Here is a 20,460-nt window from a genome sequence, read left to right on the forward strand (position 1 = left end):
ATAAGTTTGACCGATTTTGATGTTCGCGCCTTTATCAGTAATACCAAAGCCCGCTTGGGTGTATACCGCAAGTGGGTCAGACATATCTTGTAGTTCTTCGTTATTGTTTGTCTGCGCATAGGCAGAAGACGCGAGTTGTAGGGCTGCAACCATAATGGCAACAGACGGTTTCACTAAATTCATAAAACTGTATCCATTTTAATGATTATAAAATTATTCACGTCATGAGGTCATCATAAATAGCAAGCAACACAACTCGCTTTGGATAACATAAATTATCAAAGCAAATTCAATAATGACGAAACATTCGACGTTTTAATTAAAATAAAATAAAGCATCGTAAAAGTTCAATCACCGCTACTTATATCTTATATAACTTGAAATTTGGTAATACCAATGAAGAAGGAAATATTAAAACTTATGAAAATTCAATTATCATTAGAACAAATGATTAATTAATTTTACCATATAAATAGAGAGTGCAATGGATTTAGGTGATCGCGATCAATGTTTCATTTCGATCGTACAACACTCTTCAGATTAATTAGAACATTATAATAATTTAAAAAACCTTAGTTTGATTAGCCTAGCATCAGATTAGAATAGTAGGCCTATAATAAATAAAAAGGGAGTCACTCTCTGTGATTCCCTTTTATTATCGAGCGATAAAGCGCCGATGCGTTTCGATAACTAAAACGCAAACAATTCGCACTATTGCAGTTTCTCTATTCCCATATTGAACAGTGCAAAACTATAAATATCTGCATTTGTCTCAATTATTTTACGCGTTGGTGTGCCTGCACCATGTCCTGCATTGGTTTCGATGCGAATTAAGATCGGATTTGAACCCGCTTGCTTCGATTGCAACTCAGCTGCAAATTTGTATGAGTGAGCAGGAACAACACGGTCATCATGATCACCGGTTGTAATCAATGTTGCTGGGTATTCCACCCCTGCTTTTACATTGTGCACCGGCGAATAACTTTTCAGATATTGGAACATCTCTTTACTTTGCTCTGCCGTGCCGTAGTCATACGCCCAACCAGCACCTGCGGTAAAAGTATGGTAACGCAGCATATCCAATACGCCGACTGCTGGCAGCGCCACTTTAAACAGCTCTGGACGTTGCGTCATAACGGCCCCTACTAACAAGCCACCATTCGAACCACCGTTAATGGCTAACTTGTTTGATGACGTTACCTCTTCATCAATTAGGAATTCAGCCGCAGCAATAAAGTCATCAAACACATTTTGCTTTTGCATTTGAATGCCAGCGTTGTGCCACTCTTTACCATACTCCCCACCGCCACGAATGTTCGCTACCGCGTAGACACCACCAAGCTCCAACCAAGCCGCACGTGTCGGGTTAAAAGATGGTGTGAGGCTGATGTTGAAACCACCATAACCATATAGGATGGTTGGTGCACTGCCGTCCATCGGTGTCCCTTTTTTATAGGTGATGATCATCGGCACTTTTGTTCCGTCTTTTGAGGTGTAAAACACCTGGCGAGAGTCATACAAAGCTGGATCAAATGGCGCTTTAGATTTGTAGTACACCTCGCTATCACCATCTTTGATGTTCAGACGATACGTAGTGCTGGGCATCTTGTAATTGGTGAAAGAATAGTAGACTTCGGTTTCATCTTTTTTACCCGAGAAACCGTATGCGCTGCCAATATCAGGCAATTTGATTTCTCGGATGAGTTTGCCGTTCATGTCGTATTGCTTCACCATCGAGATCGCATCAACAATATAACTCGCAAACAAATTGCCACCCGCGGTAGAAACGCGTAACACATTCTTTGTTTCAGGGATCAAATCTTTCCAGTTTTTGGGCTGCGGCTGACTCGCATCCACCGTCACGACGCGTTTGTTCGGCGCGTTAAGGTTCGTAACCAAGTACAGCTTCGTGCCTTGGTTATCTATCACCCAAGTATCAGAACTGGTGTTATCGAAAATGGTTTTAAGCGGGCTGTTTGGCTTACTCAGATCTTTAAAGAACAGTTTGTTACCCGATGTCGATACGCTGGCTGAGATAAACAAGTAGCGTTCATCATCCGACGTATAGCCGCCAACATAACGGTATTTCTCTTCCTCAAAGCCGCCGAAAATCAGCTGGTCTTCACTTTGCTTCGTTCCAAGTTTATGAAAGTAGAGCTTGTGTTGATCTGTCTTCGCGCTCCCCTGTGGCTTGTCATAACTTGAGTAATAGAAACCTTGATTGCCGAGCCAACTGATGCCGCTGAACTTAATATCCACCAGCGTTTCACCGACGGGCTTTTTGGTTTCTGTGTCTAACACAATGACTTTGCGCCAATCGCTACCGCCTTCCGAAATGCTGTATGCGACCAAAGAACCGTCTCGTGAAAAGCTCACTCCCGCTAACGATGTGGTGCCATCCTCACTAAAAGTATTTGGATCGAGGAAAATTTCTGCTTCACCATCACCTAACTGCCGATAAAGCACATCTTGGTTTTGTAACCCGTCATTTTTATAGAAATAAGTGAACTTACCCTCTTTGAACGGTTGGCTTTGCTTTTCGTAGTCCATGAGCTTAGTGATGCGTTCTTCAATCTGCTCGCGGTAAGGGATTTTCGACAGATAATCAAACGTCACTGCATTTTGTGCCTTCACCCATTCTGCGGTTTCTGGGCTGAGATCGTCTTCCAACCAACGATACGGATCACTCACTTTTGTACCAAAGTAGTCATCGACAACATTCACTTTTTGTGTGGTTGGGTACGTGATGGCTTTCAGGGTTACCTGTTCAACCGACGACTGCGCCGCTTCATTTGCATGCGCCACAGACAACACACTTCCGAGTGCGAGAGCCGTTGCGAGTGCTAGGGTGTTCTTTTTCATGAAATTCTTTTTTATTTTTCTGTTGTCTTTTTGTGCAATACATCAGAACTCTACTATATATCGACAAAATGAATCTAATTTCATTAAACGAGTTGTGAAAGCCATCCTAACTCCCTCATTTCCTGCCAGTTCTACAAACCAGTAAGTGGAAGTGTAGAACTTGGGAACAACACTGAAGAGCTACGATGGCGTTTACTCTCTTTCGTCTAAGTCAGCTCGATTTGGCGCAAAACCCCAGACTCAGAAGCGAAATCTTGGTCGTGACTGATCAGAACAAATCCACCTTTGTATGTATTTAACGCCTGACTAAGCATTATTTTTGACTCGAGGTCGAGATGGTTATCTGGTTCATCAAGCAGCAGCAAAGGCTGAGAATTTTGGTGGCTGACTATCAGCATCGCGAGCTTCATCTTCTCGCCACCGCTCAGTAGGCGCCCCAATCGAAACACTGCATCTCGACGAAAACCGATCCCGGCCAATAAGGTCCTCGCTTCACTTTCCGTCATCTCTTGGCAGCTCTCCATTACGTTCTCAAGTAACGAAAGATTTGGATTCACTGCACCAAAATGTTGGTCGAGATAATACAAAGGCGTATTCACTTTCAGCTCACCACTCTGCAACGATAACTCGCCAAGCAACGTCTTTAACAAGGTTGATTTTCCGCAGCCATTTTTCCCTTTGAGATGGACTTTGTCGTTCGCAAAAATCTGCAACGTGATAGGTGTAGAATTCCCAAAAGGTAATATACCTTCTTGTATCGACAATACTTTTCGCGAACGGTTCGGATTATCTGTAAGATAAAGCTTTTGCGCCTTGAGTTGCTCATGTCGCAATTGCAACGCCTGTTCTTTGGCTTGTAAATGCGCTTGTCTGAGTTGCTCATTCTTATTGCGATTTGAGGCGCTGGCGGTCGCACTATCCTTTTTTCCATCAAGCAAAATTTTGGGCTGACTGCCGTCTTTGCGCAGTTTGTTCCCTTGCGCGGCGCGTTGGTCTGCTTTTTCGCGATTTTTCTGGGCTTGCTCGGCTAACCGTTTTTTCTGTTTATCGACTTGCGCTAACTGCCTCTCGATCGCTTGCAGTTCAGTGCGTTTTTTCTCGGCGTACACATCGTAATTTCCACCAAAAGCCTGTAAACCTAGGCCCGATAGCTCCCAAATTTCCTCCATCTCTCGCAGCAGCTCACGATCGTGACTGATGAGTAAAATCGCACCGCTGAAATGCGTCATAGACTCTATCAACCATTGTTTCGCCTCGGTATCGAGGTGATTGGATGGTTCATCGAGAATCAAAAGCTCCGTTTCGTTTTCAAACAACTGCCATAACTGCAAACGTGCCAACTGACCACCACTGAGCCGAGCACAAGAGAAGTCAGGGTCTTGCGGCAAGCCCATCGCAGCAAGCTGCTGTTTGAGTTTCAGTTCAATATCCCACTGTTCGCCAACCAGTTCGAACCAATGCTCAGAAACATCACCTTGTTCAATCTGCTTCAAAGCATGTAAGGCCGAGTCTGTTCCTAGAAATTGGGCGATCGATTGCTGACCTGAAAGCAGATCAGACGGCTGCTGGCGATACATCATGAAAGAAGAGGGAGCAGTCACAACACCGCTGGCAGGCTGAATTTCTCCCGCTAAAATGGAAGCCAAAAGCGACTTGCCGATGCCATTGCGCCCAACCAAACCAACACGTCGTTTAGTCATGGAACAAGAAATAGACTGGAATAGCGTATCGCCATTATCAAACTGATGGCTAACATTAAAAGCTTGTAAAACTGGCATAATTTGCCTCCTGTATGACAGGGACAACAGCCGTAGCTATGATTTGAAATTGCAACAAAACGCGTGCACAAACGCATTAAGCTCTATGAAAAGCTCGACGATATACGTCAAATCAAAAAGTCGTCTTGTTGCAAAGAAATATCGGAAAGTGAGCTACGCCTACTAACCCTGCAGATCCAAAAAATAAGTAAAAATATGGATGACAGGTTTAGTTCTTCATGTTGGCGTAATCTCCTAGAGAAATGATGCACAGAGTGTAGCCGCTTTTTTGTTCAAAAAGCAAGCTTTCTAACCAAATGTGAACAAAAAGAAAGTTTCACAGTAAGTTGTTATATCACATTAACTTTTTAACAAGTCTTTGAACAATTTCGAGATCTTAGCAACACAATTTTTATCCAAGCCATACTATGCTTAGGGTAAAGATAATCCACATAAGGGCGTGGTTATGAAATACAAACATATCCTTGTTGCACTCGAACTGTCAGATGAAAGCACCGTGCTTATCGACAGAGCGGTATCAATGGCAAACTATCTCGACTCCGATATCTCCTTTATTCATATTGATGGTACGCACGGAGAAATCTATCGTGAGCTTGTAGACATTAAAGAAAACCCGGATCAAAGGCCGTTGAATGAGCATTCAATGGAATGTTTAAAAACATTTAGTGATTACATGGATTACCCACTTAAACATTTCTTCGTAGGTACTGGCGACTTAGCTGATAAATTAGAGGTCACCATTAAAGAGCAAGAAGTGGATCTTCTGATTTGTGGCCACCACCAAGATTTCTGGAGCAAGATTATTTCTTACTCCAGACACTTAATTAACAAGTCACCGGTGGATATTCTAGTCGTCCCTATTCATGATTAGTAAAACGTAACGCTTCCCAAAACCACCAATTTATTTGGTGGTTTTTTATTGATATTGAAACAGCTTAAACAGTTTTCCAAACTAGCTTGGCGATCATTTATGAGTTACATTTTCTAACCAACCCGCGCTCCTACTGGGCATGGTTACTTAGATAGCAAGGATCCCTATGGCAAATAAAAAAGTACTCATTCTCTTTGCTCATCCTTCCCAGCATCGTTCAGAAGTGAATACTCCACTTTTCAAAGAAGCTCAAAAAATTGAAGGCGTGACATGTGTTGATCTCTATGGCGAATACCCTCGTTTCGATATTAATATCGACCGTGAGCAGCAACGCTTACGTGAACATGACGTGGTGATTTTCCAATTCCCACTATATTGGTATTCAACGCCTGCGATTTTAAAAGAGTGGCAAGATCTGGTTTTGGAATATGGCTTTGCTTACGGTACAGATGGCACAGCACTGCAAGGCAAGACCATGCTTTGTGTGCTGTCTGCAGGGGGTAAAGAAGAAGCTTATAAGGCAGAGGGCTACAACCACTTTACGATTCGTCAACTGCTTGCGCCTATTGAACAAATGTCCGCGCTGACAGGCATGAACTACATTGCCCCTCTCGCGATGTTTGGTGCACGTACAGCAGATGAAGAAGGGCGAATCCCTCGTCATGTTGAGCGGTACAAGAGCCTGCTAACAGCTTTAGTCGAAGATAGGTTGGATGTTGAAGCTGCGGCGTCATTAATCAAGCTTAACAGCGCATTGCCAGAGCTCATTAAGGAGGCTTCATGACAGGAATATTCTTACAAGCCTTCGTATATTTGATTGCTGCTGTAATTGCAGTCCCACTTGCTAAGCGTTTGGGACTTGGGTCCGTTTTAGGCTATCTCATCGCAGGTGTGGTCATTGGCCCAATTATCGGTTTAGTCGGTGAAGAAACAACAACAATCCAGCACTTTGCCGAGTTTGGCGTGGTGATGATGCTGTTTCTCGTTGGCTTAGAGCTCGAACCCAAAATGTTGTGGGCGATGCGCAATCGCTTAATGGGCTTAGGAGGTCTGCAAGTCGGCGGTACCGTCGCAGCGATTATGGGTATTGCCTTGTACTTTGACCAGCCTTGGACCATAGCCTTAGCCATAGGTTTGATCTTCGCCCTCTCTTCTACTGCGATTGTTTTGCAAACTTTTAGCGAAAAAGGATTAACGAAGACGGAAGGTGGACAAAACGCTTTCTCCGTGTTGCTTTTTCAAGATATTGCAGTGATACCAATGTTGGCGTTCATTCCTCTATTGGCCTTACCTGAATTAATTGAACAGGCACAGTCCGCGGCTCAAGCAGCCGCAGCGCACCATGAAGAATTAAGCCTCGTTGCGGGGTTGCCTGGCTGGGCATACGGCATCGTAATCACAGCATCGATTGCAATCGTCGTCGTTGGTGGACACTTTTTAAGTCGACCTCTGCTCAATTATGTGGCTAGCTCTGGTTTGCGAGAAATCTTTACCGCAACTGCACTCATGCTGGTCATTGGTATCGCTGCGCTGATGAGCTTAGTGGGCTTATCTCCTGCCTTAGGAACCTTCTTGGCTGGCGTTGTATTGGCGAACAGTGAATTCCGCCACGAGTTAGAATCCAATATCGAACCATTTAAAGGCCTATTGTTAGGTCTGTTCTTTATTACCGTTGGCGCAGGGATCAACTTCTCGGTCCTTTTTGGTGATTTCTGGTTGGTCATGGCATTGACCATTGGCGTGATGGTTTTGAAAGCCTTGGTGCTGTTTATTCTTGCACTGATATTTAGGGTGAAAGGCAGCAACCGCTGGCTGTTTACCCTAAGCTTGGCTCAAGCAGGTGAATTCGGCTTTGTGCTTCTAAGCTTTTCAGTGCAAAACCACGTCATCCCATTTGAACTCTCACAAACTCTTGCGTTAGTGGTTGCGATTTCGATGTTCCTGACACCAGGTTTGTTTATTCTGTTTGATAGAGTGATTCTGCCGCGCTTTGAAAGCCAGTCAAATGAACGCGAAAGCGATACGATTGAGGAAACAGGCACGGTGATCATCGCCGGCATCGGCCGCTTTGGACAAATAGTGAATCGCCTATTGGTATCAAACGGCGTGACTACCGTGGTACTTGACCATCAATCTGACCAAGTCGATAACATGCGCCAGATTGGCACTCGCGCCTATTTTGGCGACGCGACTCGACCAGATATGCTACATACAGCCGGCATTGAGCACGCCGCTGCGTTGGTTGTGGCGATTGATAACCAAGAATCGAGTGTAGAACTGGTGAAGTACGTTAAGCACACGTACCCAAAAGTAACAGTGATTGCACGTGCCTTTGACCGTGGACATGGCTATCTTTTGCGTCAAGCGGGAGCTGATATTATTGAATCAGAGACCTACCATTCTGCATTGGAGATGGGCGGTCACACAATGAAAGCCCTTGGCATTCACCCCTTCTTTGTTGAACAACAGAAGGCGACATATAAGCGTGTTGAAGCACGTAAGTCAGAAATACTCTACAAAGCTTGGGAGGATGATTCTGAAGGTGAACGCTATGACAACAATTTCCGACAACTGTTTATTCAGTTAGAGGAGAAAATGGCGGAAGAGATGCAAAAAGATCGTCATGACAAACTATCGCGGTCAGAACGAGGTTGGACACCGCCACCTAAAGGTTACGCCGATGACTTTAATGAAGATAACGTCCAAGAGCTAACACCACCACGAGAAGAGCCTATCCAACGATAACGCACTCCATATTAAAAACCTCCCGCTTGGGAGGTTTTTATTTTTTCAGTACAGAGCCACACGCCGTGCAGGATAAAATGATCTTCTCGATATTACATAAGATCATTCATTAAAATCTCATACTCTTCGTTTGCTTCTTCCACTAAATGAGAAAGCTCTAACGCATCAGTAACTGCAAGATTGAACTGCCACGGAGTTGTGTCTTCTTTACCACAGATTCGAGTTTCACACCCACGACTCTCAAAAGACAAATCATCAAACTCTGTGGTGTGGCGCTCTTGAAGTTCAACAATCTCAACTTCTAATTTACCGACAGGATTGACTTTAACGTGGGCATGTAACTCCGAACTGTTAGACAAACAATAATCTCTATGAACCGCAATCATGGCCGCCTCCTTGGTCTGCCAACTGACAACTCAACATTGAGTGTAGACGAGGGATTTTGAACGTGGCGTGAAATAATAATGAAGATTGATCTGTCTCATTAGAACAGACAATTGTTGTCATGAAGGCATGAGCCAGCATGAATCTCATCTGATTTAAATTGTTCTGAGATCGTAATAGTTGGCATTTACCGAGACTTTCCCTATTATCGAAACAAAATTACTGTGGTCATTCTTTAGAGGTCAGTATGGAGCTTGAAGCCGTTGCTAAAGCACTAAAAGAGTTAGGGCATCCGACTCGTTTAAGTATTTACAAAGAAGTCGTCAAAGCGGGATACAAAGGTATCGCGGTAGGCGGCGTACAAGAAAAGCTTGGCATTCCAGCATCCACTCTCTCTCATCATATCTCGAGCCTTGCTTCAGCTGGTCTTCTCACCCAGCGCCGCGAGGGTAGAACCCTTTTTTGTGTCGCAGAATATCAGTGCTTAGATGACGTAATTGGTTTTTTAAAAGCAGAATGTTGCGTTAACGAGTGCTCATAAATTTCTAGCAAAAACGAGAGAGTTTGAGTTTATATTGAATTTCAGCAGAACGTGAATGACGATGATAAACATACACACCGAAGTTGCTAACCTCGGTGTGTACATCTTCTAGTTCGCGACGAGTAACATCGACGACTTAGATGGTACGATTAACTTACCGTCACTTGGAATGATTTGTTCTGTCATCAAATCAACCCAATTACCATCGATTTTTAATGTCAAAGACTGTTGACGCTGTGATTTATTAAGCACCACAATGCCTTTGTCACCTCGCTTAAGTACGAGCATGTCATCGTTACCTTCAAGAACACTCATCGGCTCGCCATGCGTCATATTATGGAACTGGATCATTTTTGCCATTCTCGGATCGCTCCATGCACCCTGCCATCTTGGCTGACCATTTTTACCTTTAATACCGCTGGTGTTTAAGTCGGTATAAATCAACGGCACACCACCATCTCGGCCTAGAATATAGGCATAAGCTAACCATTCGTTTTCCTCGTCCATGATGAGATCAAGAAAGACATCATTGTTAGGAATATCATGTGTGATAGCAAATGTAATCGCACGGCCGGGGGACAGAGCCTGACCAAAACAATAGGGATCAATCAGAGACTTGAAGCTACCCTTTTTAGCAAACGCCTTAAACATGGTTGAGAACAAAGGGAAATCGTACGCACCTAGGCGAGTTTCCTGTAGATACGGCTCAAGAAACAGCTGATACTCTTCTTCCGTCGCACCGCCATCGGTAATAATTTCACCAAATATATGCACATCCCGCGTGATGTCGTCTGTCCAAACACGCTTAAGATGCTCTAACGTCATGTGTTTCGCAGCGTCAATACGAAAACCTTTCACACCAATAGCTTTCAGCGCCTTTAGGTACGCTCGCTGCTGCTCAACGACATGGTCACAAACACGAAGAGTTGGCAAGCCAGGATCGGTTGGTCCACCTGTGATACGTCCGTTTTGAACCTGCCACTTATCTTTCCAGTCTTTGATGCCGAATGCTTCAACAAAGTCCTCTTCATCAAAAAGTGGTTGAGATAGATCGCCAAACAACGCTAGCGACTGATATTTCTGTTTGTTGTTCTGGTATTCCTCCAAGACCTCTTGTCTTGGGTACTGAAGGTCTCTGCGAAGGTGGGCCTCATTTGCCATATGGTTAAACACTACGTCGGCATAAACCCACACACCAACTTGCTCCAGTTCACGAACCATATGAATAAAATCTTTGGTATCACCCAAAGCATTATCGATAACACGATAATCTTGTGGTTGATAACGCTGCCACCAGCGCTCATCGTGTGCGCTTTTCATTGGTGGCGAAACCAACACAGAGCCATAACCAAGCTCGCGGATTTCTTTTGCTCGTTGGGCAATGTCAGCATACTTCCAATCAAACGCATGTAAGATAACGTTTGCACCGAATGATTGTGTTTCCTGTGAGCCACTCATGTTGTTCTCCTGCTCGTTTCCACTCACGATTACTTGTTTGCATTTTTTTGTGAGTGAATTCAATAATCGAAATTATAAAAGCTATTCATCAGAGGCACTCACCCTTTTAGCACTAACTCAAGGCTGAAATCGAAGGCGTAGCGACTCATCCATTGCACAGCGATAAATCGTTCTGAGTGAATAACGGGCACACGACATACAACCCGAACAGACCAACACAAAACTAAGGCATTGTTTTGATTAACAAAAACTTAAATTTAAAAAGATAGAACATAAGACCTATGTACGCCCTAAAATAGGCCCAAAGGATAAAAATAGCCAAGCCAACCCGTTGAGTAATCAATTGTTAATAAAACGAAACTGGCAGATGGATCACGTTTGGCGCGTTTCAAAAATCCAGTAAATCACCATACCTAGCGTTAAAAGACTAAAGATTTCTGTTTGTATCTGTCCCGAAATGACTTCAAAATGCGAAACTTAGCTTATCTCTATGGGGTATGCTCTACCTTGGAGGATAATAATGAATATCAAAGAATTTTCTGACCTCGTCGGGCTATCTGCTCATACACTTCGATACTATGAAAAAATCGGTTTACTTAAACATGTCCATAGAAACGCGAGTGGACATCGAATGTATAGTTCGAAAGATCTAAACTGGATAAGCTTTGTTAAGCGTTTAAAAGAAACTGCAATGCCACTTGAAGAGATTCTAGAGTATGCCAAATTAAGGGAAGTCGGCTCTCAATCTGTACCACAACGTCAAGCCCTGTTAGAACAACACCAAGAAAACCTCAAACGCCACATTGAGCAACAGAAAAAGCACTTATCGGCTCTAGAAGAAAAAATTGCCTTGTATAAAAGCGGAAAAGTTCGTTGACTTAGAGTTAACTCTAACGATTAAGGTGTGTTTACGTTTATTCACTAGGAACATACCGATGGAACAATCACGCTTTAACAAAGGATTAGAACTACTCTCTCAAATTGATGGTGACGCTGGTCATAATGTCATCGAAAGCTTACAAGATATTTGTCCAGATTTAGCTCAGTACACCATTGAGTATCCGTTTGGCGATATTTATGCTCGCCCGGGCTTAGACCTAAAATCGAGAGAAATCGCAACCGTCGCCGCGCTAACGGCAATGGGGAATTGCGCGCCGCAACTAAAAGTGCACTTAAATGCAGCGCTGAATGTAGGCTGTAGCGAGGATGAGATTAAAGAGATCATTTTGCAGATGTCCGTCTACGCAGGTTTTCCCGCGGCATTAAACGGCATGTTTGCATTCAAAGAAGTGCTAGCGGAAAGAGCAGAGTAATAACGACGTTGAAATCAATTTAACCGCAATTAAAAACGACCCTTGGGGTTCGGGCCGTGATTAAAACAACGAGTGAATTAGCGCTCAGGAGTTTCAAGCAGTTTAACCGCGCAATCTACCGCGTTGTTAATGCCTTGACTGCTCTCCAACTTGCCTGAACTTGCAGGACCAAGGGCACAAGAATACAAAGCCAGCTGCTTATCGAACGGCAGATCCAACTGTTCATAGAGATTTTGTCGGATTCTTGCATGTTGTTCTGGTTCTTGGTTAGCAAGGCTAATCAACGTTTCATAAATAAGCGTTTTCATGTCTTTCCCTTTTCACTTTATTGCACGGGGTGCATATATATTGTATCTATTTGGGAAACACAAATCAGAAGCTAGGTCACAGAACGCGTCGCTAAAAAAGTTTATGTGCGCGGTAAATTGCAATACAAACCTAAAGCCGTTTAGAAAAAGGGCAACTGATAACTCGATAGATCAGCCGATTAACTAGCATTCGCCGCTGTTTGTTTATAATCGTGTCCGATATAAACAAAAACGTCGCTGTATCAGCGACGTTTTATCTCGACTTTAGTTAATCGAACCTGTTTAGTTGAAGTGCACTAGCATTTCAACGTCATCGCCTTGCTCTGGAGCCTGAAGAGCGAAGTGCACGTACCCTGCTTCAGTAATAGGAATCGCAAGGTATTCATTGCTGCCTGCATAGTTGGACGCATACTCGTGCTGCTCTACTGTAGGCCAATGCTCCCTACTCGCGTATAGATCGACATTACCAGTTTGAGAGTGAGCCGTTAGCCATACACAAACCTCTTCTACACCTTCAGGCACATAAACTGCTGCATAACGCTGCTTGTGAACGGTAAGCATTTTGGCTTCACCAGACTCTAGTACCACAGGTGCTAAATCATCTTGCACTTGGGTTGGCGGTGTTTGCGCTTCCACTTCTAACGCAGCCACAAGATTTACTGAGTCATAGCTATCACGTCCAGTTAAGCTGATGTAGTAACGACCCGCTTTAACGTAACCATCTTGCTCTGGTTCAAACACAATCTCTTCATTGCTGCCATCAGCATATTGACTCATTTCGAAATCATAGTAATGCGCAACTTTGTTGTAGCTCATGTAAAGATCCGCATCACCCGCGCCCTCAATAGATACATTGAAGTTAACGGTGTTAGCTGGAACATCAACATAGAACAGTTTTTCACTGTATGCTTCGCCACTGAGCTGAAGACTTTGGTTCGCCGTCAATTCAGTCACTTGTGCTTCAGGGCTTGTTGGTTCTGTTGGCTCTTCTGGGTCTGTACCAGGTTGCTCAGGTTTCACTTTTAATGTGTCCAACCAACGCTCAAACTCAGCATCGTATTGTTGACCTAAAGACGTCACCTGCTGTGCCCATTGTTCGAACTGGCCAGAGCGCGACAATGCCAACAAGCTTTCGACGTCTTGTGGATGATTTTCTAACATGAATCGAACAGCTAGATAACCCCAACGATAGATACGATTGGTATCGTGAGAGTACGTGGTATCAAACACAGTGGAAAGGCTCAGTTTACCATCTGCAATCAGCTCAATCGCAGCTTGGTAACCTTGCTTGTAATGCATATATTCAGCAAAACCTTCTAGCCACCAAACAATATGACCATGAGCCAAGTTATCGCTGAACGAACCGTATTGGTTAAATCGTGCATCTAAATAGTGCGTGTATTCATGTTCTAGGTTCAAGATAGAGAGATCTTCACCATTCGCGTAGCGATAAGCGACGAAACGCGCAGTATTGTCCGCTTTTGAAGGGTCACCTTCTAGGTACTGACCACCGTTGTCCGTTGTATTACCAAATAGGAATGAAGAGTAATCAACGTAACTAGCGTTACTCGCGAATACCGCCACTTCAACACGATCATTCAAATCATCAGCGACAGGTTGATTACCCGTATTCGCAACTCGATGGAAGTCGGCTTCTTTTGCCGCTAGCACTTCACACGCTTTCGCTGCTTGAGCATCGGTCAGATCTTCAGAGCGAATAATGGCAGGTCCCTGACATTCAAAACGATTTGGCATTACACGTGCAGCTAAATCTTGCTTGGCTTGCTCAATATTCAGACCATTTAGGCCTTCTGGTGCGTAGTAGCTCATCATTTCAACGGCAGCAAGCCATAGTTTGTCATGCTCACTACCCAGTGGATAACGCTGCATCACCTGTTGCATTACTGCCAATGCTTTGCGTTTGGTCTCCTGATCTGGGCTCGCGAGCAAACGACCAGTTTCACGTAATGCATTGAAAACGATAAAGCTTGCATCCGTATCTAATGCCCAAGCATTATCAGATGCGAATTTCACCAACGTATCAATATGGTGAGTATTGTTTGCCATGTATCGGTAGAACGCATCGTTCGCCGCATGGCCTGCCATAGAGCGGAACAAGTTGTTCAAACCATCGACCCATTGCGTGTCCTGCGCGGTTTCACGATTAAAGTGCATCAACGCGGCCATCATGCTATCCATGGTCAGCGGCAACTGCTTAACGTTATCAACCATCAAAGTCAGGCTCTTCATTGCACCAACTTGTTCACGACCTTGATCCAAAGCATGAGGGTTGTTTAGGAATAGGTTCGTCGACTGAGCAAAACGCTGACTCAACGCTTGCGAAAACTCAGGTGTACCAGTACCAGCGTTGTAGCGAACGTAGTAGGCCGCTCGAATAAATTCGCCTAGGTTCTCTAGAATACGAGCTTGATCTGCTTCACCACGATAGCGAGCGATTTCTTGATCCAGCGCGACTTGGATACGGCTTAGGCTCGCTTCACTATAGATATCATTCAGCGTTTCTGAAGGTGCGGAAAACCAAGCGTGGTAGCAATCATACTCAGCACCAGAAACGGCAGTAGCCAGATCTCGCGATTGTTGTAAATCAGCAACAGCACACTGATTTTGTGCAAAAGAGAAGCCAGACACACTCGCTAGCATACAAGCAAGCGCCAAACGATGGCGCGGGAAAAAACGGATATGAGACATAACAACACTCATTGATTATTAACATACATTGAGTGGGGGTTTATATTCTTTACAGCTCAAACAGTGAAATCAGTGTCATAAAATTTATGAAACCGCTCCCAAAAATAGGCCTTTTACTCTAATTAAATGGGAGCAATCCCACTCCAAAAAAAACTCACAATTATCAATAAAAACATTAATTTACCTTTTTCTAAATAACGACTTTATGAGGAAAATTGCCCTTAAACTCCACCCTTAACTCTTCCAGATAGAGTTCACGACAATCAAAGGTTCTAAATTAAATTTTGATGCTTGATACCATCTATTTTTATTTGTGACTCATTCCCAATAAGTCATCGAGTGCATATCAAAAGGTTGGCATTAATGGTAAATTCTCCGCCAAATCAAACACATTTACTCCTCCAGTCATTGATGAGTGAATAAGCAGATATTTGGCTAGGGATAATACATGTCACTTTGGGGATTTTTGGGAGCGGCGCTTGCCTACTTCATGACAACGTTTGCCTTTGTTTTTGGCGGCATTTTTTGGTTATGTGCTGAAGGTAATACATTAAGAGAAACAAAGCGCCAATCATCAATAATGTCCGGGGTTATTGCTTGTACTATTGGAACTTGGGTGCTTGCTTTTGGTGTTTACGTTTACGGTTACTTTTGGGATAACTCTTCTCACTATTATTTTTATTTGCTCGCTCCATGGGGACTTGCCATTTTTGGGGTAAAACTTCGTAACCGCTGGATTAAGCAATACGCGCGTGTAAAACACGCAAAAGAAGAACAGTGGCAAAAGCACTGGCGAGAATTATTAGGGGAAGATACTGAAGAGCTTCCACCATATACACATGATTACGAGCTCTACTCGGGCATTTGGCAAGCCAATGAAGCGCTCCAAGAACAGTGTTTTGCAGCCCTTCCTCACGGGAAAGCAGTCTACGAGAGAGTGAAAGCCTTCCAAACGATGGCCTCCCCCGCTGGTGACATAAACAATCAAGTTTTGCTGAGTAAACTCGATCAACTAGAGGATGAAATCATTCAAGTTCTTGAGCAACACTCGCAAAAGAAAGTAAGCATTGAAACTGGCGCAGGTACTTTACACAAAGAGTCAAAACGCAATGTTTATCACCATGAGAATGGCCCAACAGAAGAGCAACTGTACGACTCAATCAACCTCCAACATGATTTGGATCGAGAGCTACGCAACATTATCTATGATCGGCTCGGTTACGATGGCGAAGATGAGTACTTTTTCCTCCAAGCGCCACTCGAAGAGCTTACCGAGAATGAAACCGCAATCAACTGGATGCTCTGGGGGTTAGTAAGCGACCATTTTGCTGTTGACCCATACCAAACGGCGTTGGATCTCAGCCTAATGAATGCGGAACCAAGATGGGGGCAAAATGAACGGTTTGTAATGATTACGGCTCAATAAACGCAAGTACTAAGTCTAACTTTAATACAACCTATTCTGAGACCACCCTCGCGTTGGTTAACTTAGCCAGTAAGCGGCCAACGCGATCGCGCATTTCACGTCTATCGACAATCATATCTAGCGCACCATGCGCTAGTAAAAATTCACTTCGCTGAAACTCGTCTGGTAGCTTTTCACGTACCGTTTGCTCAATGACCCGTCTTCCCGCAAAGCCAATACTTGCTTTAGGTTCACCAATATTGATGTCTCCTAACATGGCTAAACTCGCCGAGACGCCACCATAAGTTTGGTCCGTCAATACTGAGATATAGGGTAATCTGTGCTCAGATAAGTGGTTTAACGCGGCGCTGGTTTTTGACATTTGCATGAGTGCCACCAAAGACTCTTGCATGCGCGCCCCTCCGCAAGCGGAAAAACATACTAACCCAGATTTTGTATTAATTGCGCTTTCAACTGCTCGGACAAACTTCTCGCCAACCACTGCGCCCATCGAGCCTGCCATGAAAGAGAATTCGAATGCACACGCAACAACAGGCAGCCCCAATAACTTGCCCTCCATCACCACCAACGCATCTTTTTCTCCAGTCGTTTTCTGTGCTAAAGCAATTCGCTCTTTATATCGCTTTAAGTCTTTAAAACCCAAAATATCTTGTGGCTCCAACTCACTTGCCAACTCTTGTTGTGTTCCATAGTCCAGAAAAGAGATCAACCTTTGACGCGCAGCCATTCTCATGTGATATGAGCATTTAGGGCATACTTCCAAATTTTCTTTTAACGCGGCACGATAAAGTATTTGTTCACACTCAGGACACTTTGTCCAAACGCCCTCAGGGATAGACGCTTTGCGCGAACCTATTATATTTTTATTCTCAAATAACCGTTCTAACCAGCTCATAAATTCACCTCTATTGATTACGTTCTAGCGCGATATCTCGTTGTTTGTTCGCTTAAACTTGTAAATAAAATTGTATGTAACTTAGTACAGGGATAAAGTGCGATATGCTGGCTTGATAATCCAATAAAGTGGGATAATGAAATGTTTGATAACGTTGACCAAATCTGGTTAAAAAGTTTTCACTGTGTTTATGAGAACAACAGCTTTAAGCGAGCCGCTGAGTGTTTGAATATACCAACATCAAATATCAGCCGACACATTGCCCTGCTTGAAGAAAAGTTAAACATTAGGTTGTTCAATAGAACAACAAGGCGAATGACACCTACCGAGGCTGGAGAAGAGCTCTATAGCAGCACTCGTCCGTTATTGGAGCAACTCAACGCCGCACTAGAAACGGTAACGCGCCACTCGCACACGGTAACAGGGGAACTGCGAATTCTTATGCCAGACACACCTGTACTGGCCAAAGCGGTTGTCACCTTTTGCACGCAATACCCGTCAATCTCTTTGTCTTGCGATACAACGCTAAACCCTAAAGATGATGTTATTGACAGCTTTGATGTCATTTTGAGTTTTCATAGAGGGACTTTGTCAGACAGTAACTGGGTGGCGAGAGAGATAAAACGCTGGCCCAGTGCCATTTTAGCCGCGCCTCAACTAATTGAGAAATACGCCACCCCTTACAAAATTACGGATCTAAGTCATGTTCCCTGCATCACGACGCTTACCGCTGTAAATGGTGCACCATGGGTATTCAGAAACCCTGTTGGAGGCCATATTACTCAAACTGTGCAATCTTCATTCAAAGTAAACAGCGGTCATCTCGCCAGATATGGCGCGTTATCAGGGCTTGGATACGCAATATTGCCAATTGAGTCATGCCAAAATGAGATCAAAAATGGTGAGCTAGAAATCGTCACTCTAGAGTACGAACCTGAGGATTTAGTGCTTTACGCCTTTTACTCGTCTAGAAAACATGTAGCTAAGAAAATATCTATGTTTGTTGAACATTTAAAGCAAAACGCAAAACTTAACGCCTAGCTAAGCTTTACTCAACTAATTTATCGTATTCTGTTTTATCGTCTAGAAAGGACAAACACCGCTAAGCGATTTGAGACTCGATTTTTTCAAATAAAAAAGCCAGCAATTAACATTTACTGGCTTTTATTAAAGAGGGTCAGTTGGCGTTTAGATTCTAAACGCTCCTACGTGACGATCGAGTGTTCGCGATAGCTCCGCGAGTTGTTGACTTGATTCTTCTAGTTGCTCACTCGCCGTTAGCGCACTTTTCACTGAGTGGCTGACGGTATCCATGTTCATATTAATTTCGTTTGCTACCGTTGATTGCTGTTCTGTTGCGGTTGCTACTTGAGTATTGATATCTGAAATAGTCGTCACTTGTGCAGCTATTGCTTCTAAAGCCTGTCGAGCTAACTCGGTTTCTGCCGTTCCTTCTTCAATAAGAGTCTTACTATTGCTCATTGAATTCACCGCACTTTGAGCTTCAGTTTGTAGCTGGTGAATCATGTTGTCAATTTCATCGGTAGAATGAGCCGTTTTAGTCGCTAGGTTGCGAACTTCATCAGCTACGACTGCAAAACCTCGGCCGGCATCACCAGCGCGTGCAGCTTCGATAGCCGCATTGAGAGCCAATAGATTGGTTTGCTCCGAAATACCTCTAATCACCTCTAGAATACTACCAATCGACTGAGTATTTTCAGCAAGACTCACGATAATGTTGGAAGTGCTGTTCATCTCGTTTTCAAGATTAGTCATCGCCGTTTTGGTTCTTTCTAGCGTCGTGTAGCCATCTTGCGCTTCATTACTTGCTGCACTCGCAGCATTTGCCGCTCCAGCAGCATTGGAGGCAATTTCATTGACCGTCGCAATCATTTCGTTCATGGATGTGACAACCAGCATGGTTTGCTCGTTCTGCTCTTGCCCTCTTGTGAGCGCTTGTTGAGATTGCCCACGCAAAGCGACAGCTGAACTATTAAGCTCCACACCAGTATTTACAACTTGTGTAATAATCTCATGTACTTTCCCAACAAAAACGTTGAAAGCAGAAGAAATTTGCGCGACTTCGTCATTACCTTTCGCTGGCAAACGAACGGTTAAGTCTCCGTCTCCTTTTGAGATGTCTTGTAGAGCGTCTTTAAGCGCAGAAAGCGGTCTCATCAGTTTATTTAGCAAAAGTGACAGAATCAAAACACACATAACGAAGATCGCCACCATAGAGATCAACTGGTAAGTAATAATTCCATTCGTCGCTTGGCTCACTTCAGTAATAGGAATACCGATATCAAAAGTACCGTATAACTGACCATCCACATAAATTGGTGCCATGATGTCAAACACCCATACTTTCTGGACATCGGCATACCACTTTGAGTACTGTTGAACACCTCTCGTCGCGCCTTCAACAGTATATGCATCGTTATAGGTTTTGTTCAGCTTGTGCTTATCACTGTGGGCTACTGCCGTTACGTTACGGTCAATTACAACGGCATAACTCACGTCTGAACGTTGTTTCAGCCCCTCAACAAGCGATTGTAAATCTTGCATTGGATTAGCTGAGTTCTCCAAAATATAACTCGCATTTCCCGCTAGAAACTCAGCTTGAACTTGGGATTTGTTTAAGATGATGTCATCGATTTTCTGACTCGAAATTAGGTACGTTGATGCCATACTCGCCACGACAGCAATACCAAACATGGCGCAGACTGCTAATAAGATGATTCTTTTCATTATAATTGTCTCAATACAATTCAATTGATGCTCATTAATCGAGCGCTAAGCCTTTCTTCTCCAAAACCAACCAAACTGCATTTTGGGTCTGTTTGGCAGAGCAAGACATAACTTTATAACTATGTATCTGCTTGGTTCCCGATTACTTTAGACAGAAGGAAAAAAAGTCTTCAAAACGTCACATTTCTACGAGGTTTGGCGAAGGGACGAGTACGCAAAAGGAAACGTTTGCATAGTTAAATTTAACTATGCGACCAAATTGGTATCGAACATTAAAGAAAAGAGTTCTAATTAGCGTTTTGCCGTCGGGAGCGCTGTGGTCAGTGCTCCCGTTTTATCATTTAGTATCTCAGGTTCAGATATTAGAGCCACAATCGCAGCGGTTGTAATCCGAGATGCTTGGTGAAGCGAGAATGACTTGG

At 43.7% G+C, this 20,460-nt stretch carries 16 protein-coding genes and 1 pseudogene; 8 read left to right on the plus strand and 9 right to left on the minus strand.

Annotation, left to right across the window (positions count from 1 at the left end):
* From IQR33_RS02030 to IQR33_RS02040, 3 genes and pseudogenes are all read right to left on the minus strand, one after another.
* Positions 1-183, minus strand: a pseudogene (locus tag IQR33_RS02030) (hypothetical protein); the annotation flags it as partial.
* 528 nt (positions 184-711) lie between these two features.
* Positions 712-2,862 (minus strand): prolyl oligopeptidase family serine peptidase, encoded by a 2,151-nt coding sequence (locus IQR33_RS02035; RefSeq protein WP_193837202.1) that lies wholly within the window; start codon positions 2,860-2,862, stop codon positions 712-714.
* A gap of 206 nt (positions 2,863-3,068) precedes the next feature.
* On the minus strand, positions 3,069-4,640 hold the full coding sequence (locus IQR33_RS02040; protein ID WP_193837201.1) for an ABC-F family ATP-binding cassette domain-containing protein: 1,572 nt from the start codon (positions 4,638-4,640) through the stop codon (positions 3,069-3,071).
* Positions 4,641-5,085: 445 nt separating this feature from the next.
* On the opposite strand from IQR33_RS02040, the gene IQR33_RS02045 reads away from it, so the two are divergent.
* The 3 genes from IQR33_RS02045 to IQR33_RS02055 all read left to right on the plus strand — a co-directional run bounded on the left by IQR33_RS02045 (position 5,086) and on the right by IQR33_RS02055 (position 8,256).
* Positions 5,086-5,511, plus strand: coding sequence for a universal stress protein (locus IQR33_RS02045; protein ID WP_005375398.1), 426 nt, complete (start codon positions 5,086-5,088; stop codon positions 5,509-5,511).
* Positions 5,512-5,677: 166 nt separating this feature from the next.
* A complete protein-coding gene (locus tag IQR33_RS02050; RefSeq protein ID WP_005375391.1) occupies positions 5,678-6,295 on the plus strand; it encodes an NAD(P)H-dependent oxidoreductase in 618 nt (205 codons plus the stop codon).
* Positions 6,292-8,256 (plus strand): monovalent cation:proton antiporter-2 (CPA2) family protein, encoded by a 1,965-nt coding sequence (locus IQR33_RS02055; protein WP_193837200.1) that lies wholly within the window; start codon positions 6,292-6,294, stop codon positions 8,254-8,256. The genes IQR33_RS02050 and IQR33_RS02055 overlap by 4 nt, the downstream gene beginning before the upstream one ends.
* Before the next feature lie 92 nt (positions 8,257-8,348).
* Here IQR33_RS02055 and IQR33_RS02060 read toward each other — a convergent pair whose 3' ends face one another.
* Positions 8,349-8,642 (minus strand): hypothetical protein, encoded by a 294-nt coding sequence (locus tag IQR33_RS02060; protein ID WP_005375389.1) that lies wholly within the window; start codon positions 8,640-8,642, stop codon positions 8,349-8,351.
* Between the two features lie 245 nt (positions 8,643-8,887).
* Here IQR33_RS02060 and IQR33_RS02065 point away from each other — a divergent pair, with 245 nt between their 5' ends.
* Positions 8,888-9,181: an ArsR/SmtB family transcription factor gene (locus IQR33_RS02065; RefSeq protein ID WP_005375388.1), complete on the plus strand. Its 294-nt coding sequence runs from the start codon at positions 8,888-8,890 to the stop codon at positions 9,179-9,181.
* 108 nt (positions 9,182-9,289) lie between these two features.
* Here the strand turns inward: IQR33_RS02065 and IQR33_RS02070 are convergent, their stop codons facing one another.
* On the minus strand, positions 9,290-10,639 hold the full coding sequence (locus tag IQR33_RS02070; protein WP_193837199.1) for an alpha-amylase family protein: 1,350 nt from the start codon (positions 10,637-10,639) through the stop codon (positions 9,290-9,292).
* Positions 10,640-11,159: 520 nt separating this feature from the next.
* Between IQR33_RS02070 and IQR33_RS02075 the strand changes: the two genes are divergently transcribed.
* Together IQR33_RS02075 and IQR33_RS02080 are read left to right on the plus strand one after the other, a co-directional pair.
* Complete coding sequence (locus tag IQR33_RS02075; protein WP_005375386.1) at positions 11,160-11,516, plus strand: MerR family transcriptional regulator; 357 nt, start codon at positions 11,160-11,162, stop codon at positions 11,514-11,516.
* Positions 11,517-11,574: 58 nt separating this feature from the next.
* Positions 11,575-11,952: a carboxymuconolactone decarboxylase family protein gene (locus IQR33_RS02080; protein ID WP_042521541.1), complete on the plus strand. Its 378-nt coding sequence runs from the start codon at positions 11,575-11,577 to the stop codon at positions 11,950-11,952.
* A gap of 77 nt (positions 11,953-12,029) precedes the next feature.
* On the opposite strand, the gene IQR33_RS02085 is transcribed toward IQR33_RS02080, so the two are convergent.
* Together IQR33_RS02085 and IQR33_RS02090 are read right to left on the minus strand one after the other, a co-directional pair.
* A complete protein-coding gene (locus IQR33_RS02085) occupies positions 12,030-12,260 on the minus strand; it encodes a PAS factor family protein (protein ID WP_005375384.1) in 231 nt (76 codons plus the stop codon).
* A gap of 282 nt (positions 12,261-12,542) precedes the next feature.
* Positions 12,543-14,969, minus strand: coding sequence for a M9 family metallopeptidase (locus tag IQR33_RS02090; protein ID WP_193837197.1), 2,427 nt, complete (start codon positions 14,967-14,969; stop codon positions 12,543-12,545).
* A 448-nt stretch (positions 14,970-15,417) separates the two neighbouring features.
* On the opposite strand from IQR33_RS02090, the gene IQR33_RS02095 reads away from it, so the two are divergent.
* Positions 15,418-16,395: a hypothetical protein gene (locus tag IQR33_RS02095; protein WP_193837196.1), complete on the plus strand. Its 978-nt coding sequence runs from the start codon at positions 15,418-15,420 to the stop codon at positions 16,393-16,395.
* A 31-nt stretch (positions 16,396-16,426) separates the two neighbouring features.
* Here the strand turns inward: IQR33_RS02095 and accD are convergent, their stop codons facing one another.
* Complete coding sequence (gene accD / locus IQR33_RS02100) at positions 16,427-17,290, minus strand: acetyl-CoA carboxylase, carboxyltransferase subunit beta (RefSeq protein ID WP_193837195.1); 864 nt, start codon at positions 17,288-17,290, stop codon at positions 16,427-16,429.
* Positions 17,291-17,431: 141 nt separating this feature from the next.
* Between accD and IQR33_RS02105 the strand changes: the two genes are divergently transcribed.
* A complete protein-coding gene (locus IQR33_RS02105; protein WP_115386754.1) occupies positions 17,432-18,331 on the plus strand; it encodes a LysR family transcriptional regulator in 900 nt (299 codons plus the stop codon).
* A 147-nt stretch (positions 18,332-18,478) separates the two neighbouring features.
* Here the strand turns inward: IQR33_RS02105 and IQR33_RS02110 are convergent, their stop codons facing one another.
* Complete coding sequence (locus IQR33_RS02110; protein WP_193843467.1) at positions 18,479-20,038, minus strand: methyl-accepting chemotaxis protein; 1,560 nt, start codon at positions 20,036-20,038, stop codon at positions 18,479-18,481.
* Between the last annotated feature and the right edge of the window lie 422 nt (positions 20,039-20,460).

The sequence above is a fragment of the Vibrio sp. OPT46 genome, assembly GCF_015163535.1.
Classification (GTDB): domain Bacteria; phylum Pseudomonadota; class Gammaproteobacteria; order Enterobacterales; family Vibrionaceae; genus Vibrio; species Vibrio alginolyticus.

Excerpts from the sequence above, each read along its gene's own strand:
- IQR33_RS02035 (WP_193837202.1), bottom strand. The coding sequence starts at position 2,862 with ATGAAAAAGAACACCCTAGCACTCGCAACGGCTCTCGCACTCGGAAGT.
- IQR33_RS02040 (WP_193837201.1), bottom strand. The coding sequence starts at position 4,640 with ATGCCAGTTTTACAAGCTTTTAATGTTAGCCATCAGTTTGATAATGGC.
- IQR33_RS02045 (WP_005375398.1), top strand. The coding sequence starts at position 5,086 with ATGAAATACAAACATATCCTTGTTGCACTCGAACTGTCAGATGAAAGC.
- IQR33_RS02050 (WP_005375391.1), top strand. The coding sequence starts at position 5,678 with ATGGCAAATAAAAAAGTACTCATTCTCTTTGCTCATCCTTCCCAGCAT.
- IQR33_RS02055 (WP_193837200.1), top strand. The coding sequence starts at position 6,292 with ATGACAGGAATATTCTTACAAGCCTTCGTATATTTGATTGCTGCTGTA.
- IQR33_RS02060 (WP_005375389.1), bottom strand. The coding sequence starts at position 8,642 with ATGATTGCGGTTCATAGAGATTATTGTTTGTCTAACAGTTCGGAGTTA.
- IQR33_RS02065 (WP_005375388.1), top strand. The coding sequence starts at position 8,888 with ATGGAGCTTGAAGCCGTTGCTAAAGCACTAAAAGAGTTAGGGCATCCG.
- IQR33_RS02070 (WP_193837199.1), bottom strand. The coding sequence starts at position 10,639 with ATGAGTGGCTCACAGGAAACACAATCATTCGGTGCAAACGTTATCTTA.
- IQR33_RS02075 (WP_005375386.1), top strand. The coding sequence starts at position 11,160 with ATGAATATCAAAGAATTTTCTGACCTCGTCGGGCTATCTGCTCATACA.
- IQR33_RS02080 (WP_042521541.1), top strand. The coding sequence starts at position 11,575 with ATGGAACAATCACGCTTTAACAAAGGATTAGAACTACTCTCTCAAATT.
- IQR33_RS02085 (WP_005375384.1), bottom strand. The coding sequence starts at position 12,260 with ATGAAAACGCTTATTTATGAAACGTTGATTAGCCTTGCTAACCAAGAA.
- IQR33_RS02090 (WP_193837197.1), bottom strand. The coding sequence starts at position 14,969 with ATGTCTCATATCCGTTTTTTCCCGCGCCATCGTTTGGCGCTTGCTTGT.
- IQR33_RS02095 (WP_193837196.1), top strand. The coding sequence starts at position 15,418 with ATGTCACTTTGGGGATTTTTGGGAGCGGCGCTTGCCTACTTCATGACA.
- accD (WP_193837195.1), bottom strand. The coding sequence starts at position 17,290 with ATGAGCTGGTTAGAACGGTTATTTGAGAATAAAAATATAATAGGTTCG.
- IQR33_RS02105 (WP_115386754.1), top strand. The coding sequence starts at position 17,432 with ATGTTTGATAACGTTGACCAAATCTGGTTAAAAAGTTTTCACTGTGTT.
- IQR33_RS02110 (WP_193843467.1), bottom strand. The coding sequence starts at position 20,038 with ATGAAAAGAATCATCTTATTAGCAGTCTGCGCCATGTTTGGTATTGCT.